General features: G+C 70.5%; 10 protein-coding genes and 2 pseudogenes. 10 read left to right on the plus strand and 2 right to left on the minus strand.

Annotated features, from left to right (window positions below; genetic code table 11):
• Positions 1-9 precede the first annotated feature (9 nt).
• Positions 10-1,698, plus strand: a complete 1,689-nt coding sequence (locus ACHMXE_RS01370) for a glycosyl transferase family protein (RefSeq protein ID WP_395346413.1) — start codon at positions 10-12, stop codon at positions 1,696-1,698.
• Between the two features lie 2,363 nt (positions 1,699-4,061).
• Positions 4,062-4,352: pseudogene (locus tag ACHMXE_RS01375) on the plus strand (hypothetical protein); the annotation flags it as partial.
• A 142-nt stretch (positions 4,353-4,494) separates the two neighbouring features.
• Here the strand turns inward: ACHMXE_RS01375 and ACHMXE_RS01380 are convergent.
• Positions 4,495-5,427, minus strand: a complete 933-nt coding sequence (locus ACHMXE_RS01380) for a DUF4434 domain-containing protein (protein WP_395346414.1) — start codon at positions 5,425-5,427, stop codon at positions 4,495-4,497.
• A gap of 605 nt (positions 5,428-6,032) precedes the next feature.
• On the opposite strand from ACHMXE_RS01380, the pseudogene ACHMXE_RS01385 reads away from it, so the two are divergent.
• Positions 6,033-7,583, plus strand: a pseudogene (locus ACHMXE_RS01385) (TonB-dependent receptor); the annotation flags it as partial.
• 61 nt (positions 7,584-7,644) lie between these two features.
• Positions 7,645-7,947, plus strand: a complete 303-nt coding sequence (locus ACHMXE_RS01390; protein ID WP_395347393.1) for a TonB-dependent receptor domain-containing protein — start codon at positions 7,645-7,647, stop codon at positions 7,945-7,947.
• Between the two features lie 785 nt (positions 7,948-8,732).
• Here the strand turns inward: ACHMXE_RS01390 and prpR are convergent.
• Positions 8,733-10,697, minus strand: a complete 1,965-nt coding sequence (gene prpR / locus ACHMXE_RS01395; protein WP_395346415.1) for a propionate catabolism operon regulatory protein PrpR — start codon at positions 10,695-10,697, stop codon at positions 8,733-8,735.
• Positions 10,698-10,860: 163 nt separating this feature from the next.
• On the opposite strand from prpR, the gene ACHMXE_RS01400 reads away from it, so the two are divergent.
• From ACHMXE_RS01400 to ACHMXE_RS01425, 6 genes are read left to right on the plus strand one after another with little or no spacing between them, the layout of a single operon-like run.
• Entirely contained in the window at positions 10,861-12,057 is a 1,197-nt protein-coding gene (locus tag ACHMXE_RS01400) for a CaiB/BaiF CoA transferase family protein (protein WP_395346417.1), read from the plus strand.
• An 8-nt stretch (positions 12,058-12,065) separates the two neighbouring features.
• Entirely contained in the window at positions 12,066-13,010 is a 945-nt protein-coding gene (locus tag ACHMXE_RS01405; protein ID WP_395346418.1) for a hydroxymethylglutaryl-CoA lyase, read from the plus strand.
• A complete protein-coding gene (locus tag ACHMXE_RS01410; protein WP_395346419.1) occupies positions 13,007-13,999 on the plus strand; it encodes a tripartite tricarboxylate transporter substrate binding protein in 993 nt (330 codons plus the stop codon). The genes ACHMXE_RS01405 and ACHMXE_RS01410 overlap by 4 nt, the downstream gene beginning before the upstream one ends.
• 2 nt (positions 14,000-14,001) lie before the next feature.
• Positions 14,002-14,868, plus strand: coding sequence for an oxaloacetate decarboxylase (locus tag ACHMXE_RS01415; RefSeq protein ID WP_395346420.1), 867 nt, complete (start codon positions 14,002-14,004; stop codon positions 14,866-14,868).
• A 36-nt stretch (positions 14,869-14,904) separates the two neighbouring features.
• Positions 14,905-15,939, plus strand: a complete 1,035-nt coding sequence (locus ACHMXE_RS01420) for an alpha/beta fold hydrolase (RefSeq protein WP_395346421.1) — start codon at positions 14,905-14,907, stop codon at positions 15,937-15,939.
• Between the two features lie 43 nt (positions 15,940-15,982).
• A complete protein-coding gene (locus ACHMXE_RS01425) occupies positions 15,983-16,969 on the plus strand; it encodes a tripartite tricarboxylate transporter substrate binding protein (protein ID WP_209539659.1) in 987 nt (328 codons plus the stop codon).
• The last annotated feature ends 51 nt before the right edge of the window (positions 16,970-17,020 follow it).

A 17,020-nucleotide genomic window follows, 5' to 3' on the forward strand; every position in this document is an offset into this window, starting at 1 on the left:
CGAAGCCGCATGTTCGAGCTCTACGGACCCTTCCTGCTGGCCGACTACTACCGCGGTCTGGAGATCGTGACCGCGTTCGTCGGCGTGGTGATCCTGCTGTCGAGCATCGACGACCTGTTCGTCGATGCCTGGTACTGGGTGCGCGAGATCTACCGCTCGCTGACCGTGCGCCGCCGCTACCGGCGCCTGACCGCCGTGCAGCTGCGCGCGGCGCGCGAACAGCCGATGGCCATCATGGTGCCGGCCTGGCTCGAGTACGACGTGATCGCGCCGATGCTCGCCAACATGGTGTCGACGCTCGAGTACAAGAACTACGCCATCTTCGTCGGCACCTACCGCAACGACGCGCGCACCATCGCCGAGGTGGAACGCATGCGCCGGCGCTACCGCCAACTGGTGCGCGTGGAGGTGCCGCACGACGGCCCGACCTGCAAGGCCGACTGCCTCAACTGGGTGGTGCAGGCGCTGTTCCAGCACGAGCGCACCATGGGCGAGCCCTTCGCGGGCGTCGTGCTGCACGACAGCGAGGACGTGCTGCATCCGCTCGAACTCAAGTACTTCAACTACCTGCTGCCGCGGATGGATTTCATCCAGCTGCCCGTGACCTCGCTCGAGCGCCACTGGTTCGAGCTGGTGGCCGGCACCTACATGGACGAGTTCGCCGAGTGGCACAGCAAGGACCTCGTGGTGCGCGAGAGCCTGTCGCGCATGGTGCCCTCGGCCGGCGTCGGCACCTGCTTCTCGCACCGCGCGCTGCAGACGCTGGCCGCGGAACTCGACAACCAGCCCTTCAACACCGCCAGCCTGACCGAGGACTACGACATCGGCGCGCGGCTGGGCCGGCTCGGCATGAAGCAGATCTTCGGCAAGTTCGACGTCGAATACGTGACGCGGCGCACCTCCTGGTTCGGCGCGGGCAGCGAGAAGGTCGGCTCGCTGCGCATGCCGCTGGGCGTGCGCGAGTACTTCCCCGACACCTTCCGCACCGCCTACCGCCAGAAGGCGCGCTGGACCCTGGGCATCGGCCTGCAGGGCTGGGAACAGATGGGCTGGGCCGGCTCGCTCGCCACCAAGTACCTGCTGTTCCGCGACCGCAAGGGCCTGTTCACCGCCTTCGTGGCCATCCTCGGCTACCTGCTGATGCTCAATTTCCTGGTCTTCTTCTTCGCCGACGCCATGGGCTGGTGGACCGTCTACTACCCGTCGATCTTCCAGTCGGGCGGCTGGCTGATGACGGTGATGGAGCTCAATGCCGTGGCGCTGCTGCTGCGCTTCGCTCAGCGCTTCCATTTCGTGTCGGCGCTCTATGGCTGGGAGCACGGGCTGCTGTCGATACCGCGCATGGTGATCGGCAACTTCATCAACGCCATGGCCGCGGCGCGCGCATGGAAGCTGTTCCTCTCGCACAAGCTGTTCGGCAAGCGGCTGGTGTGGGACAAGACCATGCACGACTTCCCCTCGGCCGACCAGCTGGTGCAGCAGCGCCAGCGGCTGGGCGAGGTGCTGCTGTCGTGGCGCGCGATCGACGAGGCGCAGCTCGACGACGCGCTCACGCTCCAGCGCGGCACGGGCCGCAAGCTCGGCAGCATCCTGCTCGAGCAGGGCTGGCTCGACGCGGGCACGCTCGAGGAGGCGATCTCGTTCCAGCGCGGCGATTCGGTGCTGGCGCCGCTCGCGCCGCAGGGAGTGCCGGCATGAAGGGGCTCGACAACCGCACGCTGCTGGCGGTCGCGCTGGCCGCGGCCTGGCCCGCGGTGCCCGCGTTCGCCGCCGTGCATTCGCTGCCGGCCGCGCCTTCGCCATCGACTTCGACATCGACCGCCTCCACGCCCCGCGCCACGCCGGTGCCGACACGCGCCGCGCCGCGCAAGCGCTCGTCGCACGGTCGCGCCTGGCAACTGGCCGACCAGGCCTTCAAGGCCTATGGCCGCGGCGACTTCGAGACCGCGCTCGCGCGCGCCGATGCCGCCTTGCGCCTGCAACCCGCGGCACAACGCGTGCACCTGCTGCGCGTGTATGCGCTGCAGAAGCTGGGGCGCAACGACGAGGCCGCGCGCGCGGCCGAGCGCGCCATCGACCAGGGCCATGGCAATGCGGCGCTGCGCACGGCACTGGCGAACCTGCGCGCGACGCCCGCCGACGGCACGCCCGGCACCGACGCCTACCGCGCGGGCTTCCCGCTCGCGGCGCAGGCCTACCGCGACTACGCCGAGGGCCGCGATGCCGAGGCGGCGAAGTCGGCCGAACAAGCGGTGCGCGCCGATCCGAGCCAGGGCCCCTGGGTGCTGCTGTGGCTCGACGCGCTCGCGCGGCAGCAGCGCTCCGACGAACTCGCGCAGGCGGCAGCCACCGCGCTGGAACTGGGCGCGCCGAATGCCGCCGAGATCGCGGCGCGCGTGCGGCAGGCCAGTCGCTCGATCGCGCTGCAGCATGCGCAGAAGGCCTACGACGCCCTGTCGCGCCAGCAGCCGCGCGCGGCCGTCGACGAGGCCCGCGAGGCGGTGCGCATCGCGCCCGATGTCGCGAGCCACCGCCAGTTGCTGATCGATGCGCTGCAGGCCGTGCCCGACATCGAAGGCGCCGAACAGGCAACCACCGAGGCCATGGCAGCGCAGGACGACGGCGCGGCATTGCGGCTGCAGCGCGCCTACCTGCGCCAGCAGCTGTCGCGCGGCGGCGAAGCGCAACAGGATGTCGATGCCGTGGTCGCCGATGCGCAGGTCGACGAGGCACAGCGCCGCGACGCGCGCCTGATCGGCGCCGACCTCGCGCTGGCCGCGCGCGACGGCGAACGCGCGCGCACGCTGCTCGCGCCGCTGCCGCCCGACGACGCGCAGGTGCGCTCGCGCCGCCAGCGGGCCGAGGACGCCTCGAGCGGTTGGGGCTCGCCCGCCACGCCGCCGGTCACCGCCTACGCGCCCGTGAAACTCTGCGACGACACGCCCGAGGGCCCGGCCTGCGCGCTCGCGCCCTGGGACACGCCGAAGGCCGGCGATGCCGCCACGCGCGCCTACGCGGCCTATGCGCAGAAGCGCTATCCCGAGGCCATCGCGCTGGCGAAGCAGGCCGCGGCCGAACGGCCCGACGACGCATCGCGCCAGAAGCTGCTGACCACCACGCTCGCCGCTGGCACGACCGCGGAGCGCCAGCAGGCGCTGCAGCGGCTCGACACCGCGATCGCCGCGCAACCCGCCGACGCCACCCTGTTGCGCCAGCGCGGCTACCTGCACATCGCGAACAAGGACCCGGCGCTCGCGCTGCAGGATTTCGTCGCGGCCCGCCACACCGGCCAGGCCCCGCGCAGCAACCTGCTCGACGAGGCGCAGGCGGCCGCCGGCACCGGCGACCGCGCCGGCGCGGCCGCCACGCTGCGCCAGGCCGTCGACGACGAGGACGTGGGCTGGCTCTCGCTCGACCGCCAGCAGCTCCACGACCTGCGCGGCACCATCGCCAGCTATTCGCGCGAATGGGGCGTGAACAGCACCGTCGGCTACCGCGGCGCGCATGCCGCCTCCTTCGGACTGCCCGGCCAGCCGGTGGCCGTGCCCGGCAACGCGAGCTTCAACACCACCGAGGTGTTCTGGCGCCCGGGCGGCATCCTCAACACCAACCGCAGCATCTTCGACGTCTACGGCCGCTTCTCGACCACGCTGCACGCCGGCACCGACGTGACCGCCGCGCAGCTCATGCCGAACCCCTGCGGCGGCGTCGGCGTCACGCCCGAGCAGCGCACCCGCGGCATCGCCGGCCTGCCGTCGACCAGCGCCGCCCTCGGCGTGCGCTACACGCCCGACACCGCGACCGGCCTCACCTTCGGCCTCGAGCGGCAGTTCATGCTGGGCAGCGCCACGCGTTCCGGCGCCATCGATCCCGCGCCCGCGAGCCTGCGCTGCCAGCTCAACAACCGCTCCGCGGCCCTCGACTACCGCGCCGATACCGGCTCGGGCGGCTGGCAGGCCTACCTGCTCTACGGCTTCTACGAAGGCACCGGCCTGCGGGTGGACACGCGCAGCTGGTTCACCATGGAAGGCTACCTGCAGGCCGGCTACACCCTGCTCGACATGCCGGCCGCCTACACCGTGCGCGACACCGCCGGCAACGTGCTCGCCGACGGCAGCGGCCGCCTCAAGCGCGGCCAGGGTTTCGCCGCCGGCGAGGTGCGCATCGGGCGCAGCTTCGTCACCGACTACAACGACCGCCTCGTGTTCTTCCCCCACGTCACGCTCGCCGCGGACTGGTTCTCCAACCGCAACCGCGCCAGCGGCGTGCCGATCGCGGGCTTCGACAGCGTGGCCCTGGCCGACCGCGGATCGAGCTGGTCGGCCGGCGCGGGCGTGGGCATCAACCTGCGCTACTGGTTCAACGAGGACCGCTACAACGCGCAGCGCTCGCATGTGGATGCGAGCTTGCAGGTACCGGACCACGCTGGGAGGGGTGGCGGGGCGGGCGAAGGGGGTGTTCTTGAATCTGACGTTGTCGTACTAGGCACCGGGGTCAGGGCGCAACGCCCCAATCCTCGCGCAGCCGCTTCGCCTCGGGCGCGTCATCGAGCACCCACGGATCGATCGCGAACGCAATCACGCGCTCAGCGCCATAGCCGCGCGCGATCTCCATTTGCCGTCGCACGCGCTCGGGCGTCGCGGCACGCGCCTTGAAACCCTCCTCGCCCCCCGGCGCCGCAGGCAACTGCTCGAACAGTTCGACCACCAGATCGAAGGCCACGCCACGCCGCCGCAACATCGCGCGCAGCGGCTCGAGCCCCGCGAGGTTGTCCATGCCGGCCACGCCCACGCCGTCCTGCAACATGGGCCGCAGCGGCACGCGGTCGAGGATCTGCGACCAGAGTTCCGCGAGCGAGCCCTCGGTCGGCAGCCGGCTGAAGAAGGTCGACACCGCGAGCGGCTGGCCGCCGGTGCGGCGAGCGACGGTTGCGATGCCGTCGAGCCAGTCCACCAGTTGCTGCCGCCGCTCGCCCGTTGCCCAGTTGTACTGGTCGATCTCGTAAGGCAGGTACCAGCCACGAAAGCCCTGCCGCTTGGGCCACAGGGACGACTCCATGAACCGCAGGCAGCGATCCCGCGCGGTGGCCAGCAGCGACTGCAGCACCGCCGGGTCCTTCGAGCCCATGGCCTTCCACCAGCCTTCGTCGTAGGGCAGGCCCATGCGGATGCCCATGCCTTCGCGCGCGGCCTCCTCGAACAGCATGGCGAGCAGGCCGTCGGGCGGCGCCCAGTCGAACGCGCCGCCGTACAGGGCGCTCCACTGCAACACGATCTCGTCGCAGCCGAGTGCGCGCGTGATGCGCAGCCGGCGCCGCCATTCGTCGAGGGAGAGCGATTCGTGGCTTTTCCAGGGCTGCAGGAAGCTGCCCTGGAACCTCGGCGGCGGCGCGGTGCAGGCGCTCATCAGGGCGGCCGCGGCCAGCATCAGACAGCTGCGTCGACGAAGCAGCGGGAGCGGCGGGGGCGCGGGGATGGGAGGCATCGGCCCACAGTATCGGCGCGTCGCCGCGCGAGGCTTCGCGCCGCGGCGGCGGGCCGCGGGCGGCTGTGGTCTTCAGGACACATTTGTCCACAAAGGTCAAAAGGCATAGGAAGGTTTGCAGCGACCCCAATCTATGATGAGAATCGTTTTCATTCATAACAAGCTCGCCAGAGCCCGGCCACGCTGGCCCACCCGCGTCGTGCCGTCCCGTTTCCGACCTCGCCCCGCCCCCGCACCGGCTCGCCGGTGCCTGCCTTTTCTCGCCGATTCCTGACCGATGCCCTCGTCCGCCGCTTCCCCGTCCCCGCACCGCTTCCTCTCTTCCTCCCTCTTCCCTCCGTCCCCTGGCGCGCCATTGCCTGGTCGCCTGCCTCGCTTTCGCCGCCGCGAGCGCCGCGGCCCAGGCCCCGACCGCGCCCGCGACGGGCCAGCTCGGCGAAGTCGTCGTCTCCGGTGAAGCCGAAGCCATCGGCGGCCTGCAGAAGACCTATGCCGGCGGCCAGTTCGCGCGCGGTGGCAGCCTCGGCATCCTGGGCATCACCGACCTGATGAACGTGCCCTTCAGCACCACCAACTACACGGCCGAGCTGATCCAGAACCAGCAGGCGCTGAGCGTGGCCGACGTGGTGATGAACGACGCCTCGGTGCGCCCGCTGACCTCGCGCGGCGGCTTCGGCGACGACTTCCAGATCCGCGGCTTCACCGTGCCCAACGCCGACATCGGCCTCAACGGCCTGTTCGGCCTCACGCCCACCACGCGCGTGCCGCTCGAGATGATCGAGCGCGTCGAGGTGCTCAAGGGCCCGGGCGCGCTGGCCAACGGCGTCGGCCCCAGCGGCAGCGTGGGCGGCAGCATCAACGTGGTGACCAAGCGCGCGGCCGACGCGCCGCTCACGCGCCTGACCACCACCTACATGAGCAAGGGCCAGCTCGGCACGCACCTCGACGTGGGCCGCCGCTTCGGCGACGAGAACCAGTGGGGCGTGCGCGTCAACGGCGTGTTCCGCAACGGCGAAGGCAACATCGACAACGGCAAGCAGAAGCTCGGCCTCGGCTCGCTGGGCCTCGACTACCTCGGCACGCGCCTGCGCTGGTCGCTCGACGCCTTCGCGAGCAAGGGCGAGACGCGCGAGTTCCGCCCGCAGACCAGCTTCGCGGCCGGCATCACGCGCATCCCCGAACCGCCGTCGGCGCGCCTGAACTTCTACCCGGGCACCGAGCTCAACGACAACGTCAAGACCGCCATCTCGCGCGTCGAGTACGACATCAGCGACAGCACGATGGTCTACGGCAGCGTGGGCTACACCGACCTCGACTACCGGCAGGTGTTCCCGAGCGGCCGGCCCAATTCGCTGGGCAACTTCAACGTCTCGAACGCCTACTACGACTTCTACAGCAAGACCACCGCGGCCGACGCCGGCGTGCGCACGAAGTTCAAGACCGGCAGCGTGGGCCACACGGTGGCGCTCGGCGTGAACCTGCTCGACCAGGAGTCGGGCTTCTTCTATGCGACCTCGCGCACCACGAATCCGTCGAGCCTTTACTTTCCGTCTGCGCTGCCGCCGGTGACCACGCCGCGCACGCCGGCGGTGAAGTCGGCCGATCTCAAGCAGTCGAGCGTGGTGCTGGCCGACACGATGTCCTTCGCCGACGGCCGCTTCCTCGCGACGCTGGGCCTGCGCGACCAGACCATCGAGCAAGAGAACTTCTCGCAGACCTCGGGCGCGTCGACCAGCCGCTACAAGGCCAGCGCGACCTCGCCGCTGGTGGGCCTGGTGTTCAAGCCGGTGCAGAACGTCTCGGTGTATGCCAACTACACGGCCGGCCTCACGCGCGGCGGCACGGCGGGCCCGGGCACGGCCAACGTCGGCGAGACCTTCGCGCCGCAGAAGTCGAAGCAGTACGAAGCCGGCGTGAAGGTCGACTGGGGCCGCCTCACGACGCAGGCCGCCGTCTACCAGATCACGCGGCCCAATGCCCTCACCGACCCGGCCACGCTGGTCTACAGCTTCGGCGGCGAGCAGCGCAACCGCGGCCTCGAGCTTACGGCCTACGGCGAGCTCCAGCAGGGCCTGCGCGTGATGGCCAGCGCGGCCTTCAACGACGCCAAGCTCACGCGCACCGCGGGCGGCACCAACCAGGGCAAGGACGCCGCCCGGCGTGCCCGACCGCACCTTCAACCTGGGCCTGGACTGGGACACGCCGTGGGTGGCGGGCCTGAGCCTGAACGGCCGCGTGATCCACACGTCTTCCGTGTATGCCGACGCCGCCAACATCCTGCGCGTGCCGGGCTGGACGCGACTCGACATCGGCGCGCGCTACGCCACGAAGATGGGCGGCAAGCCCGTGACCTTCCGCGCCAACCTCGAGAACGTGTTCGACAAGAACTACTGGGTGACCAGCACCTACGTCACCGTGGGCGCGCCGCGCACGCTGATGCTGTCGGCCACCGTCGATTTCTGAACCTGAACCAAGGAGCTCTACGCATGAACCGCATCAACGCCATCGCCACCGCCGCCTTCGCCCTGCTGGGCTTCGCCGGTGCCGCGCAGGCGCACCAGATCTGGATCGAGCAGCCGGCCGGCGAGAAGACCGCCGTCGTGCGCTTCGGCGAATTCGGCGAGAACCTGCGCGAGGTCTCGCCGGGCCTGCTCGACAAGTTCGGCAAGCCCACCGCCACCCTGGTGTCGGCCAAGGGCGAGCAGAGCGTCGACGCGCAGAAGACCGCCAGCGGCTTCGCGCTGCCCTTCGGCGCCGCGGCCGGCGAGAGCATCGTGGCCGAGGACGCGGGCTATCCGCTGTTCAACCGCAAGCAGGGCGACAAGCAGACCGTCGGCCGCTACCACCCGGCCGCGCGCCTGGTCACCGGCTTCGCGCCGCTGCAGCCGAAGCTGGTGCTCGACCTCGTGCCCGAGGGCAATGCCGGCGAGTTCAAGCTGTTCTTCAAGGGCCAGCCCAAGGCCAAGACCAAGGTCGCGCTGGTCACGCAATCGGGCTGGACCAAGGAAGGCCACACCGACGAACAGGGCCTGGTGAAGTTCGACCTGCCGTGGCAGGGCACCTACGTGGCCGAGGTCAGCGTCAGCGACGCCGTGGCCGGCGAGCGGCCCGGTGCCAACGGGGCCCCCGAGAAGTTCGACAGCGTGAGCTATGTGACGACGCTGACGTACGTGAAGGCGGACGGCATCGCGGCGCTGCCGGCGGGGCCTGCGGCGGCGCCGAACAAGTGATCGATCGCCGCCCGCGTTCTACGCGGGCGGATCGTCGGTCGCGCCCTCCATCTCCCGCACCCACCGCCACAACGTCGACCGGCTCACGCCCAGCTGCCGCGCGGTCTGCTGCCGGTTGCCGCCGTTCGCGGCCAGCAGTTCGCGCCACTGCGACTTCGCGGGCACGCCGCTCAGCTCGACCGGCGCGGCGCTCTCGTCCGCGAACAGCTCCGGGCATTCGTGCCGCAACTCCTCCCAGCGAATCTCCTCGATGCGCTCGAACTGCATGAGGAACACGGCGATGCGCTCGCCCACGTTCTCGAGTTCGCGCACGTTGCCGGGCCAGCCGTAGGCCAGCAGGCGCGGCATCAGCGGCGCCAGCGCACGCCGCGCATCGAGCACGCCATGGCCCTGCCGCTGCAGGCAGCGCTCCACCAGCACCTGCGCCAGCAGCGCGACGTCCTCGCGACGTTCTCGCAGCGACGGCAGCACCAGGCGCAGCGTGTTGATGCGGTAGTAGAGGTCCTGGCGAAAACGCCGCTCGGCGATCATCTGCTGCAGCGGCTGATGCGTGGCGGCGATCACGCGCACGTCGACGGGGATCGGCGCGGTCGCGCCCAGCCGCGTGATCTCGCGCTCCTGCAGCACGCGCAAGAGGCGCGTCTGCAGGTGCAGCGGCATGTCGCCGATCTCGTCGAGGAACAGGGTGCCGGTGTGCGCGGTCTCGAACAGGCCGCGCTTGCCGCCGCGGCGCGAACCGGTGAAGGCGCCCTCCTCGTAGCCGAACAGCTCGCTCTCGAGCAGCGCCTCGGGAAAGGCCGCGCAGTTCACCGCCACGAAGGGGCGGCCCGCGCGCGTGCTCTCGTTGTGGATCGACTGCGCGAACAGCTCCTTGCCCACGCCGCTCTCGCCGGCGATCAGCACCGTGAGATCGTTGCGCGCGAAGCGCTGCGCGGTCTGCACGGCGCGCGCGAACGCCGGGCTGTGGCCCACCAGGCTCGCGAAGCGGTGCCGCGCCGCGCTCTGGCGGCGGCCGTGCTGCATGCGCAGGCTGGTGTCGGCTTCCTGGATCGCGCGCGCGTCGTAGAGCGTGAGCGCGGCGCCGACGATCTCGCCGTGCTCGCGGATCGGCGTGCGGTTGACCACCCAGTCGCGCTGCGCGAAGCGCTGCACGAGGGCACGCTCCTCCAGGCCCTGGTCGAGCGTGGCCCGCAGCGACAGCTCGGGCTGCATCACCTCGAGCGAGCGACCGAGCAGGCGCGCGGGCGCATGGCCCAGCAGCAGCTGCATCGGCGGATTGACCGCGATGATGCGGTTGTCGCGGTCGACCGCGAGCACCGCCTCCTGCAGGTTGTGCAGCACGCCATTGAGCTGCTCGTAGCGCCCGGCCTCGAGCCGCGCCACGCGCGCGAGCTCCATCGCATCCTCGAAGCCCTTGCGGATGCTCGCGAGCGAATAGGCCAGCAGGCCGTGCAGCCCCGCCTGCTGCGCCAGCTCGACCACCAGGCTCGAGCCCACGATCACGTCGAAGCCCTCGCGGCGCAGTGACTCGAAGCGCTGACGCGCGTCGTCGGGCGTGCGGTAGGCGTACTGGCTGACCTCGATGTTGAGCAGGTCCTTGACCTCGTCGAGCTCGGGAATGGTCTGGCCGTACATCACCACGCCCACGCGCTTGGCGATGCGCCGCGCCTTGATCAGCGCCTGCATCAGGTCGAAGCCGCCGAGCTGGATGGTGGCCACCGGCGCCTCGAGACCGGCGCGCAGGATGCTCGCGTTCGAGCCCGCGCTCACGAAGGCATCGACCAGGCCACGCTCGAGGCGGTCGCGCGCGATCGCGAGCGCGTCGCCGAAGGTGCCGTCGACCACCTCGATCTCGGCGCGGCCGACGTACTCGGCCACCACGGGCAGCGCGAATTCGCGGATCTGGCGGTAGCTCAGGAAGCACAGGCGCGGCAGGCCGCGGCGCGCGGGCGAGGCCGGGTCGGCGGGGAGTGGGCGTTCCATCATGCGTTGCATTGAAACATGCCAAGCGTTTCATCCATGTCGCACAAGACACAGTAAAAACCCGAGTCTCCTGAAAAATATCCTTTCACATCAACGACTTGCCTCCAGGCCCGCGCACTGGCACATGCCGTGCAACACGAAGGTCTTTCAGGAGACACACGACTTGGCACTCGAACACATCACGGTGCTCGACCTGACGCACATGCTGTCGGGCCCCTACGGCACCATGCTGCTGGCCGACCTCGGCGCGCGCACCATCAAGGTCGAGCCGCCCGGCAGCGGCGAAGGGACCCGACGCCTGCTGGAGAACGATCCCGACTACGCGCGCGGCGGCATGGGCGCCTACTACCTCACGCTGAACCGCAACAAGGAGAGCGTCTGCGTGGACCTCAAGAGCCCCGAGGGCAAGGCCGTGTTCCTCGACCTGGTGCGCCGGGCCGACGTGGTGTTCGACAACTTCAGCGTCGGCGTCACGCAGCGCCTGGGCATCGACTTCGAATCGCTGTCGCAGGTCAACCCGCGCATCGTGACCTGCTCGGTCACGGGCTTCGGCCAGACCGGCCCCGAGACGCAGCGCCCGGCCTTCGACCAGGTGGTGCAGGCGATGGGCGGCGGCATGTCGATCACCGGCACGCCCGAGAGCGGCCCCACGCGCAGCGGCATCCCGATCGGCGACCTCGGCGGCGGCATGTTCGGCGCGATGGGCGTGCTGGCGGCGCTGGCCGAGCGCGAGCGCACCGGGCGCGGCCAGCACGTCGACATCTCGATGCTCGACGCGCAGATCTCGCTGCTCAACTACATGGCGACCATGCACCTGATGTCGGGCCACGTGCCCGCGGGCATCGGCAACGGCCACTTCGTGCACGTGCCCTACAACAGCTACCCCACGGCCGACGGCCACATCATCATCGCCTGCATCGGAGACCCCTTCTTCGAGCGCTTCGTCGAGTTCATCGACCTGCCGGAGCTGCGCGACCCGGCCTACCGGCAGCAGCCGGTGCGCTTCGCGGCCAAGGCCGAGATCGACGCGCTGATCGCCGGCGAACTGCGCAAGCAGCCGACCGCGCACTGGCTCGAGCGGCTGCGCCAGGCGCGCATTCCGTGCGGGCCGGTCAACGACTTCGCGCAGGCGCTGAGCGACACGCAGGTTCTCGCGCGCGACATGGTGGTCGAGGTGCCGCTGCACACCGGCGAGACCGTGCGCATGCCGGGCAACCCGATCAAGCTCTCGGCCGCCGCGCCGAAGGCCTACGGCAGCCCGCCCGCGCTCGGCGAGCACACGCGCCGCGTGCTCGGCGACTGGGTCGGCTATTCCGACGCGAAGCTGGACGCGCTGCGCCAGGCCGGCACCATCGCCTGAAGATGCCGATGGAAGCCATCCACATCACCGACGTCGCGCCGCGCGACGGCCTGCAGAACCAGCCGGTGCACCTGGGCGCCAACGACAAGCTGCGCCTGGTGCAACTGCTCGCGGCCGCCGGCGTGTGCAGCATCGAGGCCACCAGCTTCGTGTCGCCCAAGGCCGTGCCGCAGATGGCCGACGCGGCCGAGCTGCTGCCGGTGGTGCACGCGGCGCTGCCCGAGCTGCGCTGCTCGGTGCTGGTGCCCAACCTCAAGGGGCTGGAGCGCGCGCATGCGGCCGGCGCGGCCGAGATCGCGGTCGTGCTCTCGGCCACCGAGACCATGAACCAGCGCAACATCAACATGGGCCTGGAGCAGGCGACCGAGGTCAGCGAACGCACGCTGGCCGCGGCGCAAGCGCTGGGCCTGCGCACGCGCGCCTACGTGGCCGTGGCCTTCGACTGCCCGTTCGAGGGCGAGACGCCGCTGGCCGAGGTGCTGCGCCTCGCGCAGCGCATGCAGGCCGCGGGCGCCGGCGAGATCGTGATCGCCGACACCATCGGCTCGGCCTCGCCGGGCATGGTGAAGCAACGCATGCGCGTGCTCGCCGAAGCCATCGCGCCCGAACGGCTCGCGATCCACCTGCACGACACGCGCGGCATGGCGGTCGCCAATGCCTGGGCCGCGCTCGAGGCCGGCATCCGGCGCTTCGACGCCAGCGTGGGCGGCATCGGCGGCTGCCCGTTCGCGCCCGGTGCCGCCGGCAACCTCGCCACCGAAGACCTGGTGCTGATGGCCGAGCGCAGCGGTTTTGCCACCGGCATCGCGCTCGACGGCCTGCTCGAGGCGATCGACTTCGCGCAGGAGCGGTTGCAGCGCCCGCTCGGCGGCCGCGCGATCGCCTGGCTGCGGCGCCAGCGCGAGAAGAAGAATTCATCCAACAACACATCCCCGGAGACAGCCAAGACATGACGAACCCATCGACCCCCTTCACCGCGCATCCCACCCGCCGCACGGCGCTCGCCGCGCTGGCGGCCCTGGCCTCGACCGGTGCCTGGGCGCAGGCACCGGCCGCCAAGTTCCCGACCAAGCCCGTCACCCTGGTCGTGCCCTACTCGGCGGGCGGCGGCACCGACATCGTGGGCCGGCTGATGGCGCAGCGCCTGTCGGAGCTGTGGGGCCAGTCGGTGGTGGTGGACAACCGCACCGGCGCCAACGGCGTGATCGGCTCGAACTTCGTCGCGCGCGCGCCGGCCGACGGCCACACGCTGCTGCTGGTGGTGGGTTCGCACGCGGTCAACCCGGTGCTGATGAAGAGCCTGCCCTACGACACCGACAAGGCCTTCACGCCGATCACCAACATCGCGAACTCGCCCTCGGTGCTGGTGGTGCAGGCCAACGGCCCCTACAAGACGCTGCGCGACGTGATCGAGGCCGCGCGCAAGGAGCCGCTGGGCGTGGGCTACTCCGAGGGCCAGACCCGGCTGACCGGCGAGATGATCCGCCAGGCCGGCAAGCTGCAATCGACCGGCGTGCCCTACAAGGGCGGCGCGCCGATCATGGTCGACATCATCGGCGGCCACCTGCCGATGGGCGTGACCAGCGTGCTGACCGCCTTGCCCCATGTGCGCTCGGGCGCGCTGCGCGTGGTCGGCGTGGCCGACACGCAGCGCATGGCGCTGTTTCCCGATGCGATGACCTTCAAGGAGGCTGGCCTCGACAGCGTGGAGTCGCTGAGCTGGTACGGCCTGTTCGGCCCGGCCGGCCTGCCCGCGCCGATCGTCGCGCAGATCAACCAGGACCTGAAGAAGGTGGCGGCCGACCCGGCCGTGCTCAAGCAGATGGAGGACCAGGGCGCGCACATCACGCTCACGCCGCCGGCCGAGTTCCGCAGCTTCCTCGCGGCCGAGACGAAGAAGTGGACGCTGGTCGCGCAACGCGGCGGCATCCGGGCCGAGTGACGATGGCCAGCCCCCTCCTTCGCGAGAAGCTCGAGCGCCGCGAGTTCATCGTCATCCCCGGCCTGCAGGACATGATCGCCGCCACCATGGCGGCCAAGGTCGGCTTCGACATCGTCTACGGCTCGGGCTTCTGGCTCACGGCCTCGAGCCTGGGCCTGCCCGACGCGGGCATCGCCACCTACACCCAGATGCTCGACCGCATGGCGACGCTGGTGCGCAGCAGCGGCGGCGCGGCCGTGATCGCCGATGCCGACACCGGCTACGGCGGCCTGCTCAACGTGCACCACACGGTGCGCGGCTACGAGGCGGCCGGCGTCACGGCCATCCAGCTCGAGGACCAGGAGTTTCCGAAGAAGTGCGGCCACACGCCGTTCAAGCGCTGCGTGCCGGTGCAGGACATGGTCGACAAGATCCGCGTGGCCGCCGAGGCGCGCGAGGACAAGAAGAACTTCCTGATCATCGCGCGCACCGATGCGCGCGCCGAGCTCGGCGTCGACGAGGCGCTGCGCCGGCTCGAGGCCTATGCGCACGCGGGCGCCGACATCCTGTTCTTCGAGGCGCCGCAGTCCGAGGCCGAGATGCGCCGCGCCTGCGAGGCCTTCGAACTGCCGATGATGGCCAACATGTCCGATGGCGGGAAGACGCCGATGCTGAGCGCGCAGACGCTGCAGCAGATCGGCTTCTCGCTCGCCATCTATCCGTCGATGACCAGCCTCGTGGCGGCAGCCGCGATGGAGCGCGCACTGCGCCACCTGAAGGCGAGCGGCGCCAGCGTGGCACCGGGCGACGATCTGTTCGACTTCAACGAGTTCTGCCGGCGCATCGGCTTCGAGGAGGTCTGGGACTTCGAGAAACGCTGGGCGCGATAGCCAGCTCCTTCACACCAACAACAACGGAGACAAGAGATGAGAAATGCATGGAAGCTCGCGCTGCTCGGCATCGCGGCCGCGGCCCTGGCCGGCTGCTCGACGGGCGCGCTGCAGGTGGCCGACGTCGGCAGCTATCACGTGGGCGGACGCGCCGTCACGCTCACGGGCCTGCCCGAGAAGGAACTGGTGTTCACGCCCGGCGCGCCGCCGCTGAAGTTCGACCCCAACGGCGACTTCGAGGTCGAGGGGCTCTATGCGCGCTACACGCGCCTGGCGAACCCGAAGGGCCGCTATCCGCTGCTGCTGTGGCATGGCGGCGGCCTCTCGGGCGTGACCTGGGAGACCAAGCCCGACGGCCAGCCGGGCTGGGAGAACCACTTCCTGCGCGCGGGCTGGGACGTGTACGTGAGCGACGCGGTCGAGCGCGGCCGCGCCTCGTGGGCGCGCTATCCCGAGATCTTCAAGAGCGAGCCCTTCTTCCGGCCGAAGAAGGAAGGCTGGGAGCTGTTCCGCATCGGCGAGACCGGCTCGTACGACACCGATCCCGCGAAGCGCCGCGCGCTGCCGGGCACGCAGTTCCCGGTGGCCAGCTTCGACCAGTTCGCGAAGCAGGCGATCCCGCGCTGGAGCACCAACGACGCGGCCACGCAGGCGGCCTACGACGCCTATGTGCAGAAGGCCTGCCCCTGCGTCATCGTGGTCCACAGCCAGGGCGGCAACTTCGCCTTCAATTCGGCGCTCAGGTACCCCGACAAGGTCAAGGCCATCGTCGCCGTCGAGACCTCGGGCTCGCCGAACCCCGAGACCACCGACTTCGCGCGCCTCAAGGGCGTGCCCATGCTGTGGGTGTGGGGCGACAACCTCGAGCGCTATCCGTTCTGGACGCGCATCACGGCGCAGCAGGAGAACTTCCGCCAGCGGCTGATCGCGGCCGGCGGCACCGGTGACCGCCTGCTGCTGCCCGAGCTCGGCTGGCGCGGCAATTCGCACATGCTCATGATGGACCGCAACTCCGATGCGATTGCCGAGCGCGTCGACCAGTGGCTCGCGAAGCAGGGCCTGAAGCGCTGAGCGACACGAGAACGAAACCAAGAACGAACGAAGGAGACAAGCGATGAATGCATGGAAGAACACGCTGGCGCGCCTGCTCGCGGCCGCGCTGCCGCTCGCGCTGGCCATGGGCCCCGCGGCCGCGCAGCAGGACTACCCCAACAAGCCGATCCGCCTGATCGTGCCCTTCACGCCCGGCGGCGTGACCGACACTGGCGCGCGCGTGGTGGCCGACAAGCTCGGCGCGCGCCTGGGCCAGACCGTGGTGGTCGACAACCGGCCCGGCGCCTCGGGCAACATCGGCACGCAGATGGTGGCCACCGCGGCGCCCGACGGCTACACGCTGCTGCTGGGCTTCGACGGCACGCTGGTCATCAACCCGCACGTCTATGCCAAGGTGCCGTTCGACACGCTCAAGGACTTCGTGCCGGTCAGCAAGATCGGCGACGCGGTGCTGATCATCGTCGTGCATCCTTCGGTGCCCGCGAAGACGCTGTCCGAGCTGGTGGCCTATTCGAAGACCAACCCGGGCGGCGTGTCCTACGGCAGCGCGGGCACCGGCAGCACGCCGCACCTGGCCGGCGAACTGCTCAAGGCCCGCACCGGCGCGAACTTCGTGCACGTGCCCTACAAGGGCGGCGGCCAGTCGATGACCGACGTGGTGGGCGGCTCGCTGCCGATGCTCTACACCGCGGTGGCCGGTGCCTATCCCTTTGTGCAGAAGGGCCAGATCCGGCCGATCGCCGTGTCGAGCGCGCAGAGGCTGGCCTCGCTGCCCGAAGTGCCCACGGTCGCCGAATCGGGCGTGCCGGGCTTCGAGTCGAGCTCGTGGATCGGCATCCTCGCGCCCGCGAAGACGCCGCAGCCCATCGTCGAGCGGCTGCAGCGCGAGCTGCATGCGGTGGTGCAGTCGCCCGAGGTGCGCGAGCGGCTCGCATCGCTCGGCATCTCGGCGCTGGGCAACACGCCCGCGGAGTTCGGCCAGCAGATCCGCGCCGACCTCGCCAAGTACGACCAGATCGTGAAGGCGGCCAAGATCCGGGTCGACTGAAACCGGGCATGGGGCGCGCCACCGCACAATGCGCGGGCACGCATCCTCGTG

Origin of the sequence: Variovorax sp. UC122_21, from assembly GCF_044056785.1 — a bacterium.
In the GTDB taxonomy this organism is placed as follows: domain Bacteria; phylum Pseudomonadota; class Gammaproteobacteria; order Burkholderiales; family Burkholderiaceae_C; genus Variovorax.

What these genes read in the sequence shown, in the direction of transcription:
- ACHMXE_RS01380 (WP_395346414.1), bottom strand. Translation starts at nt 5,427, where the DNA reads ATGCTGGCCGCGGCCGCCCTGATGAGCGCCTGCACCGCGCCGCCGCCG.
- ACHMXE_RS01405 (WP_395346418.1), top strand. Translation starts at nt 12,066, where the DNA reads ATGGAAGCCATCCACATCACCGACGTCGCGCCGCGCGACGGCCTGCAG.
- ACHMXE_RS01425 (WP_209539659.1), top strand. Translation starts at nt 15,983, where the DNA reads ATGAATGCATGGAAGAACACGCTGGCGCGCCTGCTCGCGGCCGCGCTG.
- ACHMXE_RS01415 (WP_395346420.1), top strand. Translation starts at nt 14,002, where the DNA reads ATGGCCAGCCCCCTCCTTCGCGAGAAGCTCGAGCGCCGCGAGTTCATC.
- ACHMXE_RS01420 (WP_395346421.1), top strand. Translation starts at nt 14,905, where the DNA reads ATGAGAAATGCATGGAAGCTCGCGCTGCTCGGCATCGCGGCCGCGGCC.
- ACHMXE_RS01410 (WP_395346419.1), top strand. Translation starts at nt 13,007, where the DNA reads ATGACGAACCCATCGACCCCCTTCACCGCGCATCCCACCCGCCGCACG.
- ACHMXE_RS01370 (WP_395346413.1), top strand. Translation starts at nt 10, where the DNA reads ATGTTCGAGCTCTACGGACCCTTCCTGCTGGCCGACTACTACCGCGGT.
- prpR (WP_395346415.1), bottom strand. Translation starts at nt 10,697, where the DNA reads ATGGAACGCCCACTCCCCGCCGACCCGGCCTCGCCCGCGCGCCGCGGC.